The sequence below is a fragment of the Roseibium aestuarii genome (genome assembly GCF_008477545.1).
GTDB classification, from domain to species: domain Bacteria; phylum Pseudomonadota; class Alphaproteobacteria; order Rhizobiales; family Stappiaceae; genus Roseibium; species Roseibium aestuarii.
Genome location: NZ_VORA01000004.1, coordinates 25,883 through 45,736, shown reverse-complemented (window position 1 = coordinate 45,736; position 19,854 = coordinate 25,883). Strand labels below are relative to the sequence as shown.

General features: G+C 64.2%; 18 protein-coding genes. 6 read left to right on the top strand and 12 right to left on the bottom strand.

Annotation, left to right across the window (positions count from 1 at the left end; all coding sequences use genetic code 11):
* Window positions 1-66: 66 nt before the first annotated feature.
* The 6 genes from ahcY to FR728_RS14590 form a co-directional block, all read right to left on the bottom strand.
* Window positions 67-1,455 (bottom strand): adenosylhomocysteinase, encoded by a 1,389-nt coding sequence (gene ahcY / locus FR728_RS14615; RefSeq protein WP_149893479.1) that lies wholly within the window; start codon window positions 1,453-1,455, stop codon window positions 67-69.
* A gap of 347 nt (window positions 1,456-1,802) precedes the next feature.
* A complete protein-coding gene (locus tag FR728_RS14610) occupies window positions 1,803-2,087 on the bottom strand; it encodes an HPr family phosphocarrier protein (RefSeq protein ID WP_208998841.1) in 285 nt (94 codons plus the stop codon).
* A 65-nt stretch (window positions 2,088-2,152) separates the two neighbouring features.
* The gene (locus FR728_RS14605; protein ID WP_149893478.1) at window positions 2,153-2,557 is read right to left on the bottom strand and encodes a PTS sugar transporter subunit IIA; all 405 of its coding nucleotides are present in this window, start codon (window positions 2,555-2,557) and stop codon (window positions 2,153-2,155) included.
* Window positions 2,558-2,662: 105 nt separating this feature from the next.
* Window positions 2,663-3,220, bottom strand: coding sequence for an HPr kinase/phosphorylase (locus FR728_RS14600; protein WP_149893477.1), 558 nt, complete (start codon window positions 3,218-3,220; stop codon window positions 2,663-2,665).
* A gap of 4 nt (window positions 3,221-3,224) precedes the next feature.
* A complete protein-coding gene (locus FR728_RS14595; protein ID WP_149893476.1) occupies window positions 3,225-5,042 on the bottom strand; it encodes a sensor histidine kinase in 1,818 nt (605 codons plus the stop codon).
* 9 nt (window positions 5,043-5,051) lie between these two features.
* Window positions 5,052-5,750 carry a response regulator transcription factor gene (locus FR728_RS14590; RefSeq protein WP_149893475.1) on the bottom strand — a complete coding sequence of 233 codons (699 nt, stop codon included), beginning with the start codon at window positions 5,748-5,750 and terminating at the stop codon, window positions 5,052-5,054.
* A gap of 586 nt (window positions 5,751-6,336) precedes the next feature.
* Here FR728_RS14590 and FR728_RS14585 point away from each other — a divergent pair.
* The 6 genes from FR728_RS14585 (at window position 6,337) to FR728_RS14560 (ending at window position 11,971) form a co-directional block, all read left to right on the top strand.
* Window positions 6,337-7,947, top strand: a complete 1,611-nt coding sequence (locus FR728_RS14585; protein ID WP_149893474.1) for a phosphoenolpyruvate carboxykinase — start codon at window positions 6,337-6,339, stop codon at window positions 7,945-7,947.
* Window positions 7,948-8,098: 151 nt separating this feature from the next.
* Complete coding sequence (locus tag FR728_RS14580) at window positions 8,099-8,452, top strand: XdhC family protein (protein WP_149893473.1); 354 nt, start codon at window positions 8,099-8,101, stop codon at window positions 8,450-8,452.
* On the top strand, window positions 8,452-9,081 hold the full coding sequence (locus FR728_RS14575; RefSeq protein WP_149893472.1) for a LysE family translocator: 630 nt from the start codon (window positions 8,452-8,454) through the stop codon (window positions 9,079-9,081). The genes FR728_RS14580 and FR728_RS14575 overlap by 1 nt, the downstream gene beginning before the upstream one ends.
* 61 nt (window positions 9,082-9,142) lie before the next feature.
* Complete coding sequence (locus FR728_RS14570; RefSeq protein ID WP_149893471.1) at window positions 9,143-9,838, top strand: XdhC family protein; 696 nt, start codon at window positions 9,143-9,145, stop codon at window positions 9,836-9,838.
* Window positions 9,838-11,451 carry an NTP transferase domain-containing protein gene (locus FR728_RS14565; protein WP_149893470.1) on the top strand — a complete coding sequence of 538 codons (1,614 nt, stop codon included), beginning with the start codon at window positions 9,838-9,840 and terminating at the stop codon, window positions 11,449-11,451. Before FR728_RS14570 ends, FR728_RS14565 begins: the two co-directional genes overlap by 1 nt.
* 310 nt (window positions 11,452-11,761) lie before the next feature.
* Window positions 11,762-11,971 (top strand): hypothetical protein, encoded by a 210-nt coding sequence (locus FR728_RS14560; RefSeq protein ID WP_149893469.1) that lies wholly within the window; start codon window positions 11,762-11,764, stop codon window positions 11,969-11,971.
* Window positions 11,972-12,159: 188 nt separating this feature from the next.
* Here FR728_RS14560 and FR728_RS14555 read toward each other — a convergent pair whose 3' ends face one another.
* The 6 genes from FR728_RS14555 to FR728_RS14530 form a co-directional block, all read right to left on the bottom strand.
* Window positions 12,160-12,567: a F0F1 ATP synthase subunit epsilon gene (locus FR728_RS14555; RefSeq protein WP_149893468.1), complete on the bottom strand. Its 408-nt coding sequence runs from the start codon at window positions 12,565-12,567 to the stop codon at window positions 12,160-12,162.
* Window positions 12,568-12,668: 101 nt separating this feature from the next.
* Window positions 12,669-14,093 (bottom strand): F0F1 ATP synthase subunit beta, encoded by a 1,425-nt coding sequence (gene atpD / locus FR728_RS14550; RefSeq protein WP_149893467.1) that lies wholly within the window; start codon window positions 14,091-14,093, stop codon window positions 12,669-12,671.
* A 118-nt stretch (window positions 14,094-14,211) separates the two neighbouring features.
* Window positions 14,212-15,096, bottom strand: coding sequence for a F0F1 ATP synthase subunit gamma (locus FR728_RS14545; protein WP_149893466.1), 885 nt, complete (start codon window positions 15,094-15,096; stop codon window positions 14,212-14,214).
* A gap of 31 nt (window positions 15,097-15,127) precedes the next feature.
* A complete protein-coding gene (gene atpA / locus FR728_RS14540; protein ID WP_149893465.1) occupies window positions 15,128-16,657 on the bottom strand; it encodes a F0F1 ATP synthase subunit alpha in 1,530 nt (509 codons plus the stop codon).
* Window positions 16,657-17,262 carry a F0F1 ATP synthase subunit delta gene (locus FR728_RS14535; RefSeq protein WP_149893464.1) on the bottom strand — a complete coding sequence of 202 codons (606 nt, stop codon included), beginning with the start codon at window positions 17,260-17,262 and terminating at the stop codon, window positions 16,657-16,659. Before FR728_RS14535 ends, atpA begins: the two co-directional genes overlap by 1 nt.
* 195 nt (window positions 17,263-17,457) lie before the next feature.
* A complete protein-coding gene (locus tag FR728_RS14530) occupies window positions 17,458-19,689 on the bottom strand; it encodes a primosomal protein N' (RefSeq protein ID WP_377176331.1) in 2,232 nt (743 codons plus the stop codon).
* Window positions 19,690-19,854 lie beyond the last annotated feature (165 nt).

Below are 19,854 nucleotides of genomic sequence, written 5' to 3'. Positions count from 1 at the left end.
GTTAAGAATTTTGACAAGTCTGTGTTCAGGACGCCCACTAGATATGGTGGGCGCCCCGGGCGCGGATCAGTACTTGTAGTGCTCTGACTTGAACGGACCGGTCTTGTTAATCCCCAGGTAATCGGCCTGGTTGTCGGTCAGTTCGGTCAGGGTCACGCCGAGCTTGGCGAGGTGCAGGCGAGCCACCTTTTCATCCAGGTGCTTCGGCAGGACATAGACCTCGTTCTGGTACTGGTCGCCCTTGGTCCAGAGTTCGATCTGGGCCAGAACCTGGTTGGTGAAGCTGGCGGACATCACGAAGCTCGGGTGGCCGGTCGCGTTGCCCAGGTTCACCAGACGGCCCTGGGAGAGCAGGATCATGCGCTTGCCATCCGGGAAGACATACATGTCGACCTGGTCCTTGACCGGGCGGCGCTGCACGTTCTTCAGGCTGGCAACCTGGATCTCGTTGTCGAAGTGGCCGATGTTGCACACGATGGCCATGTCCTTCATGCCCTTCATGTGCTCCAGGGTGATGATGTCCTTGTTGCCGGTGGCAGTGACATAGATGTCGCCTTCCGGAAGGGCCTGCTCGATGGTCTTGACCTCGTAGCCGTCCATGGAGGCCTGCAGGGCGCAGATCGGATCGATTTCGGTCACGATCACGCGGGCGCCGGCACCGGCGAGCGACTGGGCAGAGCCCTTGCCCACGTCACCATAGCCACAGACCACGGCAACCTTGCCGGACATCATGACGTCGGTGCCGCGGCGGATGCCGTCGACCAGGGATTCACGGCAGCCGTAGCGGTTGTCGAACTTGGACTTGGTGACGCTGTCGTTGACGTTGATCGCCGGGAAGGGCAGCTGACCCTTCTTCTGCATTTCATAGAGACGCAGCACACCAGTGGTGGTTTCTTCGGAGACACCCTTGATCAGGGCCTTCTGCTTGGTGAAGAAGCCCGGATTAGCGGCCATGCGCTTCTTGATCTGGGCGAAGAGGACTTCCTCTTCCTCGGAACCCGGGTTGCCGAGCAGACCGGTTTCACCGGCTTCGACGCGGGCGCCGAGCAGGATGTAGAGGGTCGCGTCGCCACCGTCGTCGAGGATCATGTTCGCGCCATCGGCGAAGTCGAAGATCTTGTCGGCATAGTCCCAGTATTCTTCCAGGGTCTCGCCCTTCTTGGCGAAGACCGGAATGCCGGCGGCGGCAATGGCGGCAGCGGCCTGATCCTGGGTGGAGAAGATGTTGCAGGAGGCCCAGCGGACTTCCGCGCCGAGAGCCACGAGGGTCTCGATCAGCACGGCGGTCTGGATCGTCATGTGCAGGGAACCGGCGATGCGGGCACCCTTGAGGGGCTTGGACGGGCCGAATTCTTCGCGGCAGGCCATCAGGCCCGGCATTTCATGCTCTGCGATCTCGATTTCGGTACGGCCCCAATCGGCCAGCGCGATGTCCTTGACGATGTAGTCGGTCATGAGAATGTCCTGCTTGCTGAGCCCGAAGGCGCCTGGAGGATGTGCATCCGGGCGGTGTCATACATCCGCGCCGGTTAAGGCTTGACTGATGTCGCGGATCACTCCGCGCACCGGGTCAGGATTTCGAGCCCGGTTTATAGCGCGCCAGTCGTCATGTTTCAATGCAGATATAAAGATTTCTTTATATCAAAATGGTGGCCGATCCGGACATATTCCGTCGCGACGCACTCGCGGACACAGGTATCCGGTCCGCATGGATGGCGGGTGGGGCCTGCCTCGAGGAACTAGAAAAATGGCGCGGGCCGGGCTCTGCACGGCGAGGGGAAGAGCCCGGAAGGTGACTGGCGTCAGTCGGTCTCGCCGAAGCCGTCCTCGACGAGGGCGCTGATGGCGCCGAGCGCAACATCCGCCTCGGGGCCGGAGACGCGCACATTGATGGAGCAGCCGGGGCTGGCGGCCAGCATCATCAGGCCCATGATGGAGGTGCCGCCGACACTCTGCCCGTCCTTGGAGACGACAACCACCGCGTCAAAGGTCTCCACCAGCTTGACCAGCTTGGCGGACGCGCGGGCATGGAGCCCCCGCTGATTGACGATGGTCAGGTCCTTTTCCAGAAACTCGTTCGCGTCCACCCGGCGCCTCTTGTTCTTGTGCGTCCGGCGTCTGCGCGCCGGTAGGCTTGCGTGCTGTGCGTGGGTCAGCCCTGTCCGGAGAGGACCTGGCTCGCCACGGAAATGTATTTCTGACCTGCCTGACGGGCTTCGTCGACCGCCTGGGCAAGGTCGCGATCGGAGCGAACGCTGGCCAGCTTGATCAGCATGGGCAGGTTGACGCCGGCGACCACTTCAACGGATTTACCGTCCATCACGGAGATGGCAAGGTTGGAGGGCGTGCCGCCGAACATGTCGGTCAGCAAGACCACGCCGCGACCGCCATTGGCAGCTTCCACGGCCGCCAGAATGTCGAGGCGGCGCTGCTCCATGTCATCGTCCGGCCCGATGCAGATCGTCTCGACCCGCTCCTGGGGTCCGACCACATGTTCCAGAGCCGACTTGAACTCCTCCGCAAGCCGTCCGTGGGTGACAAGTACAAGTCCGATCATATCTTCGCGCCCTGACTGGGAAAGAATTCCGGAACCTCCCGCGATCCCGAGGCTGCACTCTCGGCAACCGGTCGGCGACATGCAAGCAAAAATGCAAACACGGCCTTAAAGGTAATCCGGCCCATTGGGGAAAAACCGGCGCAGGCCCCAGCGCACCAGCCGCAGCGCGCCCGGCGGATCCTCAGCGGGGAGAAAGACCCGGGGAAGCTCCACGCCGCCAAGGGTTTCGCGCAGATGGGCAGGCTCTGGCACACGTGCCATGTCGGCCACCGGCACCAGGTCGCAGATGAGGCGCAGACGCACTTCGGCGAGCCCCCCGGCAGCATGGCTCTGGGTGCCTGCGACATCATGGCCGCCTGAGGAGGCCACGGTCTCCACATCAGCGCCATCCGGCCGCAACACCCCCAGCCCTCGCACTTCGATGAGGCCGGAAAGCGGCGCAGGCGCCGAGGCAAGCAGGGCCGTTCCCAGAGGGCGCACAAGGGTTCGATCGTCGGCGATCACTTGGGCAAAGTTGCCGCGCAGGCGCGCTGCCTCTACGAGCAGATCCGCGAGACGCGACTTGCCGCTGCCAGAGGCCCCCCGCAGCAACAGGGCAACAGGCCCCAGCGCCACGCAGGTGGCATGGAGATCCAGGGTGCGGACTGGATCGGGCGCCGTCACGCGATCACGCTCCGGCCGGCGGCAGCATGATCACGAAGCGGGCGCCTGCGGTCTCGCTCTTGCCGGTGGCCTTGTTGATCTCCTGCCGGTTCTCGGCGGTGATGCGGCCGCCATGGGCCTCGATGATCTGGCGGGAGATGGAGAGCCCGAGGCCGGAATTGTTGCCGAAGCCCTCCCCGTCCGGACGGTCGGTGTAGAACCGCTCGAAGATGCGGTTGGTGTCTTCGGCGCGGATGCCGGGGCCGTCGTCGTCCACCAGGATGCGGATGCGCTTGCCGTCGCGGGCGACACCGATGCGCACCGTCGCATCCTTCGGCGAGAAGGACCGGGCGTTGTCCAGCAGGTTGGCGAAGACCTGGCTGAGGCGCGTGTCGTGACCGGCCACCCGATAGGCCTTGTCGCCATTGGCGTCGGCGACCGTGAGGAGAACCTCGGCGCTCTCGCCGCCGGAGCGTTCGTTCGCCGCATCGACGATGTTGCGGAGCAGGTCCACCAGATCGAAGGGCTCGGCCTGGGAACGCGCCAGTTCCGCATCGAGACGCGAGGCGTCGGAAATGTCAGTGATCAGGCGGTCGAGACGGCGCACGTCATGCTGGATGACCTCAAGCAGCCGCTCGCGGGCGTTTTCGGTCTTGGCCAGCGGCAGGGTTTCCACGGCGGATCGGAGCGAGGTGAGTGGGTTCTTCAGCTCATGCGCCACATCGGCGGCAAACTGCTCGATCGCCTCGATCTTGTTGTAGAGCGCGTGGGTCATGTCCCGGAAGGCCTGGGCCAGGTGGCCGATCTCGTCCTGACGGTCGTCGAACTCCGGGATCTCCGTGCGGGACGTCGAGCCCATGCGCACCCGCTCGGCAGCAGCCGCAAGCCGGCGCACCGGCCCGGCGATGGTGCCCGCCAACAGGATCGACAGCAGGATGGTCACGGTCGCGGCGACCAGGAACACGCGCAGGATCGCCAGACGCTCCGCCTGAACGATGGCATCAATATCACCGCCTTGCGTGGAGAGCAGCAGGGTGCCGAGCACCGCCCGGAAGCGCTGGATCGGCACGGCCACGGAAACGATCAGCTCGCCGCGGCTGGACACGCGCACCACGGAGGCGGGAGACCCGGCCAATGCAGTCTCGACCTCGGGATAGGCGCGGCCATCGCCACTGCCGATTTCCTGATAGACAGGCAGATCGCCCCGGCGCAGCCAGAGCTTGATCGACTGCCACACCTGCATGGGAAGGCTTTCTTCCTCTGCGTCAGGCGCCGGCAGGTTGTAGCGCAGGATCTGGGCGCTGGAATAGAGATGGCGGGAATCGAGCAGCAGGATCCCGTCCGGATCATAGATGCGGGCGCGGGTCTTGGTGGGGGAGATCAGACGGCGCAGCACCGGCCCGACCCGCTCGGGATTGATCGGGAAATCGAGACTGTCGAGATCCTCGCTGCGGGGCGTGATGCTCTCGCCCGCCTGCAGCTGGAGCAGGCGCTCGGGATCAACGGTGATCGCCCCGGTGTCCACCGTGGCAGAGGCCGCGATGGCGCCCGCGATGATTTCGCCCTGGGTCAGCAGGCTCTGCACCCGGGCATCGATGAGCCCGGCACGGAACTGGTTGAGATAGAGAATGCCGGACAGGAGCGCGACCAGCCCGACCAGGTTGATGGCAATGATGCGCTTGGTCAGCGAGGAGAGCACATAGGTCGAGATCAGACGGCGGATCCGCCCGAGCACACGGCGGCGCACCCGCTTGCTGCCGAGACGGCGCAACTGCGAGCGCGCGTCCGGGCCTGCGGAAGCGCCGGCAGGCGCACCCTCTGCTCTTTCGCTGTCGATTGCCATCGGGAGGTTTTATACCTCCCGGAAGCGGTAGCCAACGCCGTATAGAGTCTCGATCATATCGAAGTCGTCGTCGACGACCTTGAACTTCTTGCGCAGCCGCTTGATGTGGCTGTCGATGGTGCGATCGTCCACGTAGACCTGATCGTCATAGGCGGCATCCATCAGCGCATTGCGCGACTTGACCACGCCCGGACGCTGGGCCAGGGCGGACAGGATCAGGAATTCGGTCACCGTCAGGGTCACCGGCTTGTTGTTCCAGGTGCAGGTGTGCCGCTCCGGATCCATGACCAGCTGACCACGCTCCAGAAGTTTCTCGCTGTCTTCGCGCGGGGTGGAGACATCGCGGCTCTGGGCCCGGCGCAGGACGGCGCGCACGCGCTCCACCAGCAGGCGCTGGGAGAAGGGTTTGCGGATGAAATCGTCGGCGCCCATCTTCAGGCCGAAGAGCTCGTCGATCTCATCATCCTTGGAGGTGAGGAAGATCACCGGCAGGTCAGAACTCTGGCGCAGGCGGCGCAGCAGCTCCATGCCATCCATGCGCGGCATCTTGATGTCGAAGATCGCCAGCTCCGGCGGATCGCTCAGCAGCCCATCCAGTGCGGAGGTGCCATCGGTGTAGGTCTGCACCCGATAGCCCTCAGCCTCCAGCGCGATGGAGACGGACGTCAGGATGTTGCGGTCGTCATCGACCAGAGCAATTGTCGGCATGTGGTAGATCCAGGTCCCTTGTCTGATACATCATATGTGCCGGAGCGATGCCTATTACCATGCGTATGGCGATGAAATTGCGCATAAAATAAGGCAATTCCCGCAAGGCTTGCAATTATGCGGCCTCAGGCGTCCCAGGGAGCCCACCCCCAATGCCCGTCCGCGGGCACCCGACCGGAACGCCCCGCGCCCGTGGCAACTCGATCAGGCCCTCAGGCCCAGCGGAGGCAAGCCGGAGTGCACGCCCCCGCATCGTAACGCACTGAACCATCGGAGGTTCCCGGTCGCGCAAGGAAGTCCGCCGGAATTTGAAGCATGCCTGCGCCGCAGGCAGCCCGCAAGCACGCCCGCGCAGTCGGTCCGTGTACATGAAAAGATTTTCAGCCGGTGAAGATTTAATTCGCAGGACGAATTAAACAATATTTCGATTGCAATCATCTTCAATCGATTAAAATGACTGTATCAGACTTGCGATGACTTGTTGCTCCGCAGACCTTACACTAGTGTCGCGCGCAGTTGGGCAGCCCGGATCCAGATGACGACCCGCGCCCTTCCTACCCAGTAAAATTGCAAGGACAGTGGGACGATGAAAGAAGTAGGTGTCAGGAATCCTGCCTTCGGTGCCGAGACCTTTGGTTTGAGCGGCCTGAAGGGTGTGTACTGGAACCAGACCGAGCCTGCCCTTTATGAGTTTGCCCTGACGCGCGGCGAAGCGCAGCTGGCGGCCAATGGCCCGCTGGTGGCAGAAACCGGTGTGCACACCGGCCGCTCGCCCAAGGACAAGTTCGTCGTGCGGGATGCGTCCACCGAAGATCAGGTCTGGTGGGACAACAACCAGCCGATGAGCCAGGACCACTTCGACCTGCTGCTCGCCGATTTCCGCAAGCATGCGGAAGGCATGGAGCTCTTCGCACAGGATCTCTACGGCGGCGCCGAGAAGGCCTATCAGCTGCCGGTGCGCGTCTACACCGAATATGCCTGGCACTCGCTGTTCATCCGCAACATGCTGCTGCGCCCGGCCCGCGAGGAGCTCGCCTCCTTCGCGCCCGACATGACGATCATCGACCTGCCGAGCTTCAAGGCCGATCCGGCCCGCCACGGCTGCCGCTCCGAGACCGTGATCGCCTGCGACTTTGCCCGCAAGATCGTCCTCATCGGCGGCACGTCCTATGCCGGTGAAATGAAGAAGTCGGTCTTCACCTTCCTGAACTACCTGCTGCCGCCGCAGGGCGTCATGTCCATGCATTGCTCCGCCAATGTGGGCGATGCTGGCGACACGGCCATCTTCTTCGGCCTGTCGGGCACCGGCAAGACCACCCTTTCCGCCGATCCGGAACGCACGCTGATCGGCGATGACGAGCACGGCTGGGGCAAGACCGGCGTCTTCAACTTCGAAGGCGGCTGCTATGCCAAGACCATCAAGCTGTCCAAGGAAGCCGAGCCGGAGATCTACTCCACCACCCAGCGCTTTGGCACGGTGCTGGAAAACGTGGTCCTCGACGAGGCCCGGATTCCGGACTTCGACGACGGTTCGAAGACCGAGAACACCCGCGCGGCCTATCCGATCCACTTCATCTCAAATGCCAGCGAGACCGGCACCGCGCCGCAGCCCAAGACGATCATCATGCTGACCGCCGATGCCTTCGGCGTGCTGCCCCCGATCGCCAAGCTGACCCCGGCCCAGGCCATGTATCACTTCCTGTCCGGCTACACCGCCAAGGTGGCCGGCACCGAGAAGGGCGTGACCGAGCCGCAGGCAACTTTCTCCACCTGCTTCGGCGCACCGTTCATGCCGCGTCATCCGTCCGAATACGGCAACCTGCTGCGCGACCTGATCGCCGAGCACAATGTGAGCTGCTGGCTGGTGAACACCGGCTGGACCGGCGGCGCCTATGGCACCGGCTCGCGCATGCCGATCAAGGCCACCCGCGCCCTGCTGCATGCTGCCCTCGACGGCTCGCTCAACGATGCCGAGTTCCGCAAGGATGCCAACTTCGGCTTCGACGTTCCGGTGGAAGTGCATGGCGTGGACACGGCCATCCTGGATCCGCGCGGCACCTGGGCGGACAAGGCCGGCTATGATGCGCAGGCTGCCCGACTGGTCCAGATGTTCATCGACAATTTCCAGACCTTCGAGGCCCATGTGGACGGTTCCGTCCGCGATGCGGCCCCGGCTCTGCGAGACGCTGCGGAATAAGTTCGCGACCCCATCGACCGGACACTCCGCACGGAAGACGCATCGGCCCCGCCGATGCGTCTTTTCTTTTGTCCGCTCCCTTGCGCCGTCTCCCGTCGGGTCTATTCTCTGACCGACCCATCATGGCCCGAACCGGGAGATCTGCCGCGTCATGTCCGAGACAACTGCTTCGCTCCTGCCCGGGCAGGATGTGCTGGAAACCGCCGAGACCTGGGCGCGGGAAGGCCGTCTCACCGCCCTTGCCACCGTCATCGAGACCTGGGGCTCCGCACCGCGTCCCGTCGGCTCCCATCTGGTGATCGACAGCGACGGCCAGTTCGAGGGGTCCGTGTCCGGCGGATGCGTGGAGGGCGCGGTGATCACCGAGGCACTCGACGTGATCGAGAGCCGGGTCCCGAAGATCCTCGAGTTCGGCGTGGCGGACGAGACCGCATGGCGGGTGGGCCTCTCCTGCGGCGGCCGCATCCGGGTCTATGTCGAGCCGCTCGGAGGCGCGACGCTCTGATGGCCTCCTTCGAGACCCTGCTGGCCTTTTTCGGCGCAACGCTGATCTTTGCCTATTTTCCCGGCCCTGCCCTGCTCTACACCGCGGCCCAGACCCTGGCGCACGGGCGCAAGGCGGGCTTCATGGCAGCTCTCGGCATTCATCTGGGCTGCTATGCCCATGTGGCCGCAGCCGCGCTGGGGCTGTCTGCCATCTTCACCCATGTGCCGGAAGCCTACATGGCGCTCAAGCTCGCAGGCGGGCTCTATCTGGTCTGGCTTGGCATCCAGCTCTTCCGGCAGGGGCCGGGAAGCACCGTGCCGGTTGCGGGCAAGCAGCGGACGGCGCGCCGGGCCTTTTTCGACAGCGTGATGGTCGAGCTGCTGAACCCGAAGGTGGCGCTGTTCTTCATCGCCTTCCTGCCGCAGTTCGTGGATCCGGCCGCCGCCCTGCCCGTGTGGACCCAGTTCCTGATCCTCGGAGTGATCGTGAACCTGGCCTTTTCGTCCGCCGACATCATCACCGTCCTCTTCGCCTCCGGGCTGAAGCAGGCGCTGGCCCGCAACGGCCGCTGGCAGGCGCTCGGCGCGCGCCTGTGCGGCGGCCTGCTGGTCGCGCTGGGGGTACGGCTGGCCATCGACCGGGGCTGACACCACATATTCGACAAGCGGCCTCTCAAGAGGCCCGAGACATGTCCGGGGGGGGAAGGTCATGGACGTCACACTGCTTCAAGAGCTCAATCAGGCCCGGGCGGCCCGCCGTGCGGTCATGTTGGTCACGCATCTGGACACCGGCGCGCAACGCCTGATCCACCGCGGGGACGTGGCGGAGACCGATCCTCTGGCGGAGGAGGCCGGCAAGCGGTTCCTGTCGGGCAAGTCCGGGCTCTTCTCCGATGCGGACGGCGCCGAGCTGTTTCTCACGGTGCATCTGCCGCCGCCCCGGCTGGTGATCATCGGCGCGGTCCACATTTCCAAGGCGCTGGTGCCCATGGCACAGCTCGCTGGCTTCGACGTGCGGGTCATCGATCCGCGCGGCGCCTTCGCCACCGAGGCCCGCTTCCCGGCGGAGCTCCTGCATGCGGACTGGCCCGAGGACGTGCTGGCCCAGCATCCGCTGGACCCCTACACCGCGCTTGCCGCGGTGACCCATGATCCCAAGATCGATGATTTTCCGCTGGAGCAGGCGCTGCGCACCGGGTGTTTCTATGTGGGCGCGCTCGGCAGCCGCAAGACCCACGGCAAACGGGTGGAGCGGCTTCTCGCCGCCGGGCTGAGCGAGGCGCAGATCCAGCGCATCGACGCCCCCATCGGCCTGTCCATCGGCGCTGCGTCCCCGGCCGAAATCGCCGTCTCCGTGCTCGCCAGCATCATCGCGGCACTGCGCCTGCCGGCGGAGACGCGCTGATGGAGTTCGGGCCGGTCGATGTGCTTGCCGCCGAAGGATGCCTGCTGGCCCACGGCACGCGCGCCGGAACCACCGTGCTGCGCAAGGGCCACAAGCTGACCCGATCCGATCTGGCGCTGCTGGCCGCCGAAGGCCACACCAGTGTGGTCGTGGCGCGGCTCGCCCCGGGCGATCTGGACGAGGATCAGGCGGCCGACCGGCTGGCCAGCGCAGCGCTCGGCCCCGGCCTGCGCACGGACCTGGAAGCCGCAACCGGACGGGTGAACCTCTATGCGGAGACCGCCGGGGTCTTCGTCGCGGATCGCGCGGCGGTCGATGCGATGAACCGGGTGGATCCGGCCCTTACCCTTGCCACCTTGCGCAATCACAGCCGGGTCGAGCCGGGGCGCATGGTCGCCACCGCCAAGGTGATCGAGTTCGCAGCCTCTGCCCAAGCGGTTGCCGCGGCCGAGAGCGCCATTCGCGACGCCTTGAAAATTGCACCGTTCCAGCCACGCCGCATCGGACTGGTCGCCACGCGCCTGCCCCACCTGAAGGAGAGCGTGCTGGACAAGACCCGTCGGGTGCTGGAGGCCCGTCTCGCAGGCACGGGTAGTACCGTTCTGGAGGAAATTCGCACCGGGCATCGTGCGGAAGAGGTCGCTGCCGCCCTGGCACGGCTCAAGGACATGGGTTGCGACCTATTCCTTCTCTTCGGCGCCTCTGCCGTGGTGGACCGGCACGACGTGCTGCCAAGCGCCCTTCGGCTCGCTGGCGGGGTCGTTGACCGGTTCGGCATCCCTGTCGATCCGGGCAATCTCCTGCTGACGGGCCGGCTTGCCGGTCATCCGGTGATCTGTGCGCCCGGCTGCGCGCGCAGCCCCAAGGAAAACGGCTTCGACTGGGTGCTGGAACGCACGCTTGCCGGTGTTGCACCAGGCCCGGAGGAGATGACCGGCTGGGGCGTGGGCGGGCTGCTGATGGAAATCCAGTCTCGCCCGCACCCGCGGGAGCAGGCCGGCGATGAGGCGACCGTTCCGGAGATTGCCGCCATCCTTCTCGCCGCCGGCCAGTCGCGCCGCATGGGGAGCCGGAACAAGCTTCTGGAGGAGATTTCCGGCAAGCCCATGATCCGCCACGTGGCGGAGGCTGCCACTGCCGCCGGCTTCTGCGAGGTGGTGGTGGTGACCGGTCATGAGGAAGCGGACGTGCGCGCGGCGCTTGACGGGCTTGACGTGCGTTTCGTTGCCAATCCGGACTATCTGGAGGGCATGGGAACGTCGGTTGCCGCCGGCATCCGCGCCCTTTGTGGCGATCCGGCCGGGGCAATGGTGCTGCTGGGCGACATGCCTGCGCTCGATGACGTCGACCTGACCCGGCTGATCACGACCTTCCGGGAGCATGGCTGCGCCGCGATCGTTGCCGCCGGCAGCGGGGGCGAGCGGGGCAACCCGGTGCTGTGGCCGCGCGCCTATTTCGGCGACATCTCGCGCCTGGAAGGCGACCGGGGTGCCCGGACCATCCTGCAAAGCCGCGCGGAAGAGATCATCCTGGTGGAAGCGGGTGCCGCGGCACGGCTCGATCTCGACACTCCCGAGTCTCTCGAGAACTACCGCAACGACATCAAGACTTAACGGATGTTAACTTTCTCCGGTTACTAGTAGAGCAAGCGTTTTTCTGCAAATGGCTCCAGCTCCACTTAACCAGCATAGCCGATATGCATTGAGGGATGGGCTAAACCGGGCAGTTTAGTGTTGCAATTTCATGACAGGCGTTCTACCTGTTTTGTCGCGTTCGCCGTCGAATGTCCTTGTGGCATCCGGCCCATTGGTGAGGCAGGACGCAACCCCATCTGCAAGAAGCCGTTCTCAGTTCGGATCCCACCAAAACGGGATGCTCGAACGAGGGGGTTTTTTGCACTTAAAGACAAGAAGGAAATGACCAATGGACAAACTGAGCCTGCCCCGCCCCGGTTGCTGCAAATGGGCCGAGGGTGATTCCGGTAATTACACGTTCCCCTGCAATGTCCGCGTCGAAGCCGGCGTCTCCTATTGCGCCGACCATGCGGCAATCGTCTACATTCCGCCGGAAGAGCGTCGCCGCTCCCGTCCGAATGGTGGCGGCATGAACCTGTCGTTCCGCCGCGCGGCGTAATGCTTTCGGGGGTTTTCCCGCTGGTTCTTCAAAAGACCCCGGTGTCCGCACCGGGGTTTTTTATTGCCCCGCAGCCGCCATCCGGGCGTGCGTGGCCGGGTGGGCATTCAGAGCCCCGGACATGCAAAAGGCGCGCTTCCGGGTGGAAACGCGCCCCTTGAATTGAGCGGATGCCCCTACTGACAGGATCAGGCGGGGATCAGAGCGTTCTGCACTTCGTTCAGCTGGGACAGAAGATCGGAGATCTTCAGACGGCTTGCGTCGTCCTTTGCGTCCTTCAGGTCTTCCTCGGCGTCGCGGATCTGCTGGGCCAGGGCCGCACGATCCAGGTCAGCGACCCGAACGGCCTGTTCGGCCAGCACGGTGAGACCGGACGGAGCCACGTCGGCAAAGCCGCCGCGCACGAAGTATTCCTCGACAACGCCACCGTCCTTGCGAACCTTCAGGAGGCCCGGCTTGATGGTGGACATGAAGGGGCTGTGGTTCTTCAGAACGCCAAACTCGCCTTCGGTGCCCGGAACGATCACTTCGACGACCTGTTCGGACAGGAGCTGGCGCTCCGGCGAGACCAACTCAAACTGGAACAATTCAGCCATTTGGCGTCTTCCTTGTCAGTCGGGTTGAAGGCGGGACAATCCCCGCCTCACGCCGGTACGGGCGCCCGTCCGCAAGGGACCGGCGCCCGACCGTGAGACCTTTAGGCAGCTTCTGCAGCCAGCCGCTGTGCCTTCTCGATGGCTTCGTCGATGGAGCCAACCATGTAGAAGGCCGCTTCCGGCAGATGGTCGTATGCACCTTCGACCAGACCCTTGAAGCCCTTGATGGTGTCTTCGAGAGCCACCAGCTTGCCCGGAGAACCGGTAAAGACTTCTGCCACGTGGAACGGCTGGGACAGGAAGCGCTCGATCTTGCGGGCGCGGGCCACGGTGAGCTTGTCCTCTTCGGACAGTTCGTCCATGCCCAGGATCGCGATGATGTCCTGGAGAGCCTTGTAACGCTGCAGGGTTCCCTGAACGGCACGTGCGGTGTTGTAATGCTCTTCACCGATGATGCGGGCGCTCAGCATGCGGGAGGTGGAGTCCAGCGGATCCACTGCCGGGTAGATGCCCTTTTCGGCGATCGAACGGTTCAGAACCGTGGTCGCGTCCAGGTGAGCGAAGGTCGAAGCCGGTGCCGGGTCGGTCAAGTCGTCGGCGGGAACGTACACGGCCTGCACCGAGGTGATGGACCCCTTGGTGGTGGAGGTGATGCGTTCCTGCATGGCGCCCATGTCGGTTGCCAGCGTCGGCTGATAACCCACTGCGGACGGGATACGACCCAGAAGTGCGGACACTTCGGAACCGGCCTGGGTGAAGCGGAAGATGTTGTCCACGAAGAACAGCACGTCCTGGCCCTGGTCACGGAAGTGTTCTGCAACGGTCAGACCGGTCAGAGCCACGCGAGCACGTGCCCCGGGGGGCTCGTTCATCTGGCCGTAAACGAGGGCGGCCTTGGAGCCTTCGCCGCCGCCTTCCTTGTTCACGCCGGACTCGATCATTTCCCAGTAAAGGTCGTTGCCTTCACGGGTACGCTCGCCCACACCGGCGAAGACGGAGTAACCGCCGTGCGCCTTGGCGACGTTGTTGATCAGTTCCATGATGAGAACGGTCTTGCCCACGCCGGCGCCGCCGAACAGGCCGATCTTGCCGCCCTTGGCATACGGAGCCAGAAGGTCGACGACCTTGATGCCCGTGACCAGGATCTCGGCTTCGGTGGACTGTTCGATGAAGGCGGGCGCTTCCTGGTGGATCGCACGCTTGGAGTCGTGCTTGATCTCGCCAGCTTCGTCCACCGGCTCACCGATGACGTTCATGATGCGGCCCAGGGTGCCGTCGCCGACCGGCACGGCGATCGCTGCGCCGGTGTCGACAACTTCCTGACCGCGGACAAGACCTTCGGTGCTGTCCATGGCGATGGTGCGCACGGTGTTTTCACCGAGATGCTGTGCCACTTCCAGAACCAGACGGTTGCCCTGGTTGGTTGTTTCAAGAGCGTTCAGGATCAGCGGCAGGTGGTCATCGAACTTGACGTCGACAACGGCGCCGATGACCTGGGTGATCCGTCCGACTTTATTGTCAGCCATATCCCTAATCCTCGATCCGGCTTGATCAACCTGCCTCCCGTGGGGACGAGAGGCATGAGAATTGATCGTTTAACTAGTTCCGAACATCGGCGACGCCCCCGCAGGAGCGCCCGATGCCTTAGAGCGCTTCCGCGCCCGAGATGATTTCAATCAGTTCCGTCGTGATCTGAGCCTGACGCTGGCGGTTGTAGCTGATCGTCAGCTTGTCGATCATGTCGCCTGCGTTGCGGGTCGCGTTGTCCATGGCGGACATGCGCGCACCCTGCTCGGATGCCGCGTTTTCCAGGAGCGCCCGGAAAATCTGGACGGAAATGTTGCGCGGCAGAAGGTCCTCAAGGATCTCCGCCTCACTCGGCTCGTATTCATACACCGCGCTGGCAGAGACTTCCGCGCCGGCTTCTGCCTTGGGCAGATCGGCGGGGATGAGCTGCTGTGCCGTCGGGATCTGTGCGATGACCGACTGGAAGCGCGAGTAGAAGAGCGTGCAGACATCGAATTCGCCGGCCGCATACATCGCCAGAATGTCTTCCGCGATGGCATTGGCATCAGCAAAGCCGAGGGTCTTCACGGAGCGAAGATCGACGTTCTTGATGACGTAGCTGCCAAGCTCACGCTTGATGGCGTCATAGCCCTTCTTGCCGACGCAGACGATTTTCACCGTCTTGCCATCTGCAATCAGGCTGCGGGCCTTGTCGCGCGCGAGCTTTGCAATGTTGGAGTTGAAGCCGCCGCAGAGACCACGTTCGGCAGTCGCAACGACCAGGAGATGAACCTGGTCGTTGCCCGTGCCGGACATCAGCTTCGGGGCGTCGTCGCGGCCGTCAAAGGCGACCGCGAGGTTGGCCAGCACCTCGCCCATGCGCTCGGCATAGGGACGTGCGGCTTCCGCAGCTTCCTGAGCACGACGCAGCTTCGCCGCGGCCACCATCTGCATGGCCTTGGTGATCTTCTGCGTCGCCTTCACGGAAGCGATACGGTTTCGTAAGTCCTTCAGGCTCGGCATGGCCGCCCCTGCTCCTTATCCCGACTGCGTTTTAGGCGAAGTTCTTGGAGAACTGGTCCAGAGCTGCACGCAGCTTGCCGGTCAGTTCGTCGTCCAGGGCCTTCTTGTCCCAGATGGCGTTCAGCAGTTCCTTGTGCTCGCCGCGCAGGAACAGGAGAAGGCCTTCTTCGAATTCCTTCACCTTGGAAACCGGGAACTTGTCCAGGTAGCCGTTCACGCCGGCGAAGATGACAGCAACCTGCTCTTCGGTCTTCAGCGGGGAGAACTGCGGCTGCTTCAGCAGCTCGGTCAGACGGGCACCACGGTTCAGCAGGCGCTGGGTGGTGGCGTCCAGATCGGAACCGAACTGAGCGAAGGCGGCCATTTCACGATACTGGGCGAGCTCGCCCTTGATCGGACCGGCAACCTGCTTCATCGCCTTGATCTGAGCCGAGGAGCCCACGCGGGACACGGACAGACCAACGTTCACGGCCGGGCGGATACCCTGGTAGAACAGGTCGGTTTCCAGGAAGATCTGACCGTCGGTGATCGAGATCACGTTGGTCGGGATGAACGCGGAAACGTCGTTGCCCTGGGTTTCGATGACCGGCAGAGCGGTCAGGGAGCCGAGGCCATTGGCTTCGTTGAGCTTTGCAGCGCGCTCCAGCAGGCGGGAGTGCAGGTAGAACACGTCGCCCGGGAAAGCTTCACGTCCCGGCGGACGACGGAGCAGCAGGGACATCTGACGGTAGGCCACGGCCTGCTTGGTCAGATCGTCATAGCCGATCACGGCGTGCATGGAGTTGTCGCGGAAGAACTCGCCCATGGCGCAGCCGGCGAACGGTGCCAGGTACTGCAGCGGAGCCGGATCGGACGCGGTTGCGGCGATCACGATGGAGTATTCCAGCGCGCCGGAGTCTTCCAGGGTCTTCACGAACTGGGCAACGGTGGAGCGCTTCTGACCGACTGCAACGTAGATGCAGTACAGCTTGTCGCTCTCATTGTCAGAAGCGTGCAGCGGCTTCTGGTTCAGGAACGTGTCGAGGATGATGGCGGTCTTGCCGGTCTGACGGTCACCGATGACCAGCTCGCGCTGACCACGGCCGACCGGGATCAGAGCATCAATGGCCTTGAGACCGGTGGACATCGGCTCGTGCACGGACTTGCGCGGCAGGATGCCCGGAGCCTTCACGTCGACGCGGCGCATCTCGGTGGCTTCGATCGGGCCCTTGCCGTCCAGCGGATTGCCGAGCGGATCGACAACGCGGCCGAGCAGACCCTTGCCAACCGGCACTTCCACAATGGCACCGGTACGCTTGACCGTGTCGCCTTCCTTGATGTCACGGTCGGAACCGAAGATCACGACACCGACGTTGTCGCTTTCCAGGTTCAGAGCCATCCCGCGGATACCGCCGGGGAACTCGACCATTTCACCTGCCTGGACGTTGTCCAGACCGTAAACACGGGCGATACCGTCACCGACGGACAGCACCTGACCGACCTCAGAAACCTCGGCTTCTGCGCCGAAGTTCTTGATCTGGTCCTTGAGGATGGCGGAAATTTCCGCGGCCCGAATATCCATCAGCCGACCTCTTTCATCGCGAACTTAAGTGAATTGAGCTTGGTGCGCAGCGACGTGTCGATCATGCGCGAACCCACCTTGACCACGAGGCCACCGATGAGCGCGGGATCCACCTTCGCTGCAACATTGACGGTTTTGCCCCGGGACGCGGACAGCGCCTGCTTCAGGGCAGCGACCTGATCATCGGACAGCGGAGCCGCCGAGGTGACTTCGGCCGTTTCCTCGCCACGCTTTGCAGCGAGCAGGAGACGGAAAGCCTTGATCATGCCGGGAAGAACGAAGAGCCGCCGGTTACGGGCAGCGAGCTTCACGAAATTAGCCGCAAGGCCCTTGATCTGGGCCTTGTCGAGAAGCGCAGTCAGGGCAGCAAGCTGCTCTTCCGCGCTGAATGCCGGGCTCGACACGAGACGCTTGAGATCCGCACTTTCTCCGAGGAAGCCCTCGAAGGTCGCCAGATCCCGTTCCACGTCGGCGGTCACACCAGACTCCTCGGCGAGGTCGAGAAGGGCGGACGCATATCGATTTGCCACGCCGGATACGAGAGATACGTTGTCAGTCACCAGGTCCGAGCTCTCTGACACATTTCGACACCCTTTCAGCCTCATGCTGCAGGGCATTGAAATTATTGATGAATTCAGGGTCAGAAGGTAAGACGGCAGAACCGTTCCCCCAAAGCCGCGCTTCAATTAGCACAGGGTTTCTCCATGTGCAACTTCACCAATGGGCGGTAAAGCGCGCTTTTTTTGCGGATTCGGGCACCCGCCGCGGAGATGCTGTTGTGCGATCAAGGCAAAATTTCGTCACAGGAAATGCTGCGGATCGATATCCACCTGCAACCTCAACGCACCCGTGGGGCGCGGACCATTGGCAAGCCAGTGCCGCAGATAGCCCTGCAGGTCAAATTGTCGCGGGGCGATGAGCAGCAAGCGATAGCGATGACGTCCGCGCACCATGGCCAGTGCCGCCTCCGCCGGCCCCAGCACCGTGACGGAACGGTCCGCCGGAGCGGCACGCACTAGCGCCCGGGCAAACCCTTCCGCCGCGGCCTTGTCGGGACCGGAGAGGATCAGGGCGGCCATGCGCCCGAACGGTGGGAGCCCGGCTGCCTGCCGCGCCTCGATCTCCATGCGGTAGAAGGCATCGCGATCCTGATCGAGGAGCGCCTTCAGCACCGGATGCTCCGGCGAATAGGTCTGGAGGAAGCCGCGCCCGCCACCGGTCACGCGCCCCGCACGCCCGGTCACCTGGGCGAGAAGTTGGAACGTCTTTTCGGCGGCACGCGGGTCGCCGTGGGCGAGGCCTAGATCCGCATCGACCACGCCGACCAGCTTCATCTTCGGGAAATTGTGGCCCTTGGCGACAAGCTGGGTGCCGATGACGATGTCGGCCTCGCCATCCTCCACCAGCTTCATCTCCCGCTTCATGCGCTCCGCCCCACCCGGCAGATCGGAGGACAGGATGAGCGTGCGCGCCTGGGGGAAGAGATCCTGCACCTCCTCGGCGACCCGCTCCACGCCGGGCCCGCAAGCCACCAGTGACTGGGTGGAAGAACAGGTCGGGCAGGTCTCCGGCATCTTCTCGAAGTGGCCGCAGTGGTGGCAGACGAGGCGCCCCTGGAACCGGTGCTCCACCAGCCAGGCACTGCAATGGGGGCACTGGAAGCGGTGTCCGCAGGTGCGGCACAGGGTCAGCGGCGCATAGCCGCGCCGGTTGAGAAAGAGCAGGCTCTGCGAGCCTTCGGCAAAGGTCTGGGCGATGGCCTTGAGCAGTTCGGGCGCCAGCCAGCGGCCGCGCTCAGGCCCTTCCTGGCGCATGTCGATGGCGCGGATCTCGGGCAGCTCGGCACCCGACGCGCGTTCGGGCAGGACATAGCGGGCATAGCGCCCCTGCTCCGCGTTGACCCGGCTTTCGACCGAGGGGGTGGCGGAGGCCAGCACCACGGGGAAACGGGAGAGATGGCCGCGGACCACCGCCATGTCGCGAGCGGAATAGGGCACCCGGTCATCCTGCTTGAAGGCGGCATCATGCTCTTCATCGACGATGATCAGACCTAGATCCTCGAAGGGAAGGAAGAGGGCCGAGCGGGCGCCGATGACCACCCGCACGTCGCCACTGGCCACGCCGCGCCAGGTGCGGGCGCGCTTCTTCGGCGTGATTTCCGAGTGCCACTCGGCCGGAAAGGTGCCGAAGCGCTTCTCGAAACGCCGCAGGAACTGTTCGGTGAGGGCGATTTCCGGCAGCAGAACCAGCGCCTGACGGCCGCGCTTCAGAGCCTCGGCAATGGCCTCGAAATAGACCTCGGTCTTGCCCGACCCGGTCACGCCGTCGATGAGCGAGACGGCATTGCCCCGCTCGAAGGCCGCCCGCAGACTGGCGGCAACCTCGGCCTGGGCCGGGGTCAGGTCCACGTGGGCAAAGTCGGGATCGGGCTTCGGGGTCGGTGGGGTTCCGGGCAGCAGCACCGGCTCCAGAACCCCTTGCGCCAGAAGACCGTCGATCACGGAGGCACTGACACCTGCGGCCCCGGCCAGCCCCGAACGGGTCCAGGCCATGCCATCGGACAAGGTGTCGAGCACCTTCGCCCGGGCCGGGGTCATGCGATCGGGGGCTGCCCCCTCGATGCGCCGCACGGCGGCGAGCGGCGGCTCGTCCTCCAGCGCCTCCTCGGAGCGCAGAACCATGCGCAGCACCATGCCCGGTGCAGCCAGTGTCCAGTTGGCGACCCATTCGACGAAGCGGCGCAGATCCGGCAGCAGGGGACGGGCCTTGTCATAGACCCGGGAGATCGACTTGAGCTTCTTCGGGTTGATCGCCGCATCCGGCGCGCCGTCCCAGACGCAGCCGAGCACCTGCCGCGAGCCGAGCGGAACCTGAACGATGGTGCCGGGCTGGACATGCGCGCCGGCGGGAACCTTGTAGGTATAGGCTGTCGGCACAGCGACGGGCACGAGCACGCTGACGATGGTCTCGCGCTCTGCCTGTGCCTCGCCGAAGAGGTCATCCAACACGGTGCTGGTCTTGTCGCCGCTCACGCCTTGCCGCCGTTCCGTTCGTCCATTCCCACCGGTCCCGGCACCTGCACCTGAGGTACGTACCGCAAAATGTCAGCCATGTGCGAATCGGGGGTTCTTCTCGTCATCATCCTACGGTAAAGAGACCTCGACTTGGGACTTAACAGGACCGGGGCACCGAAGGCC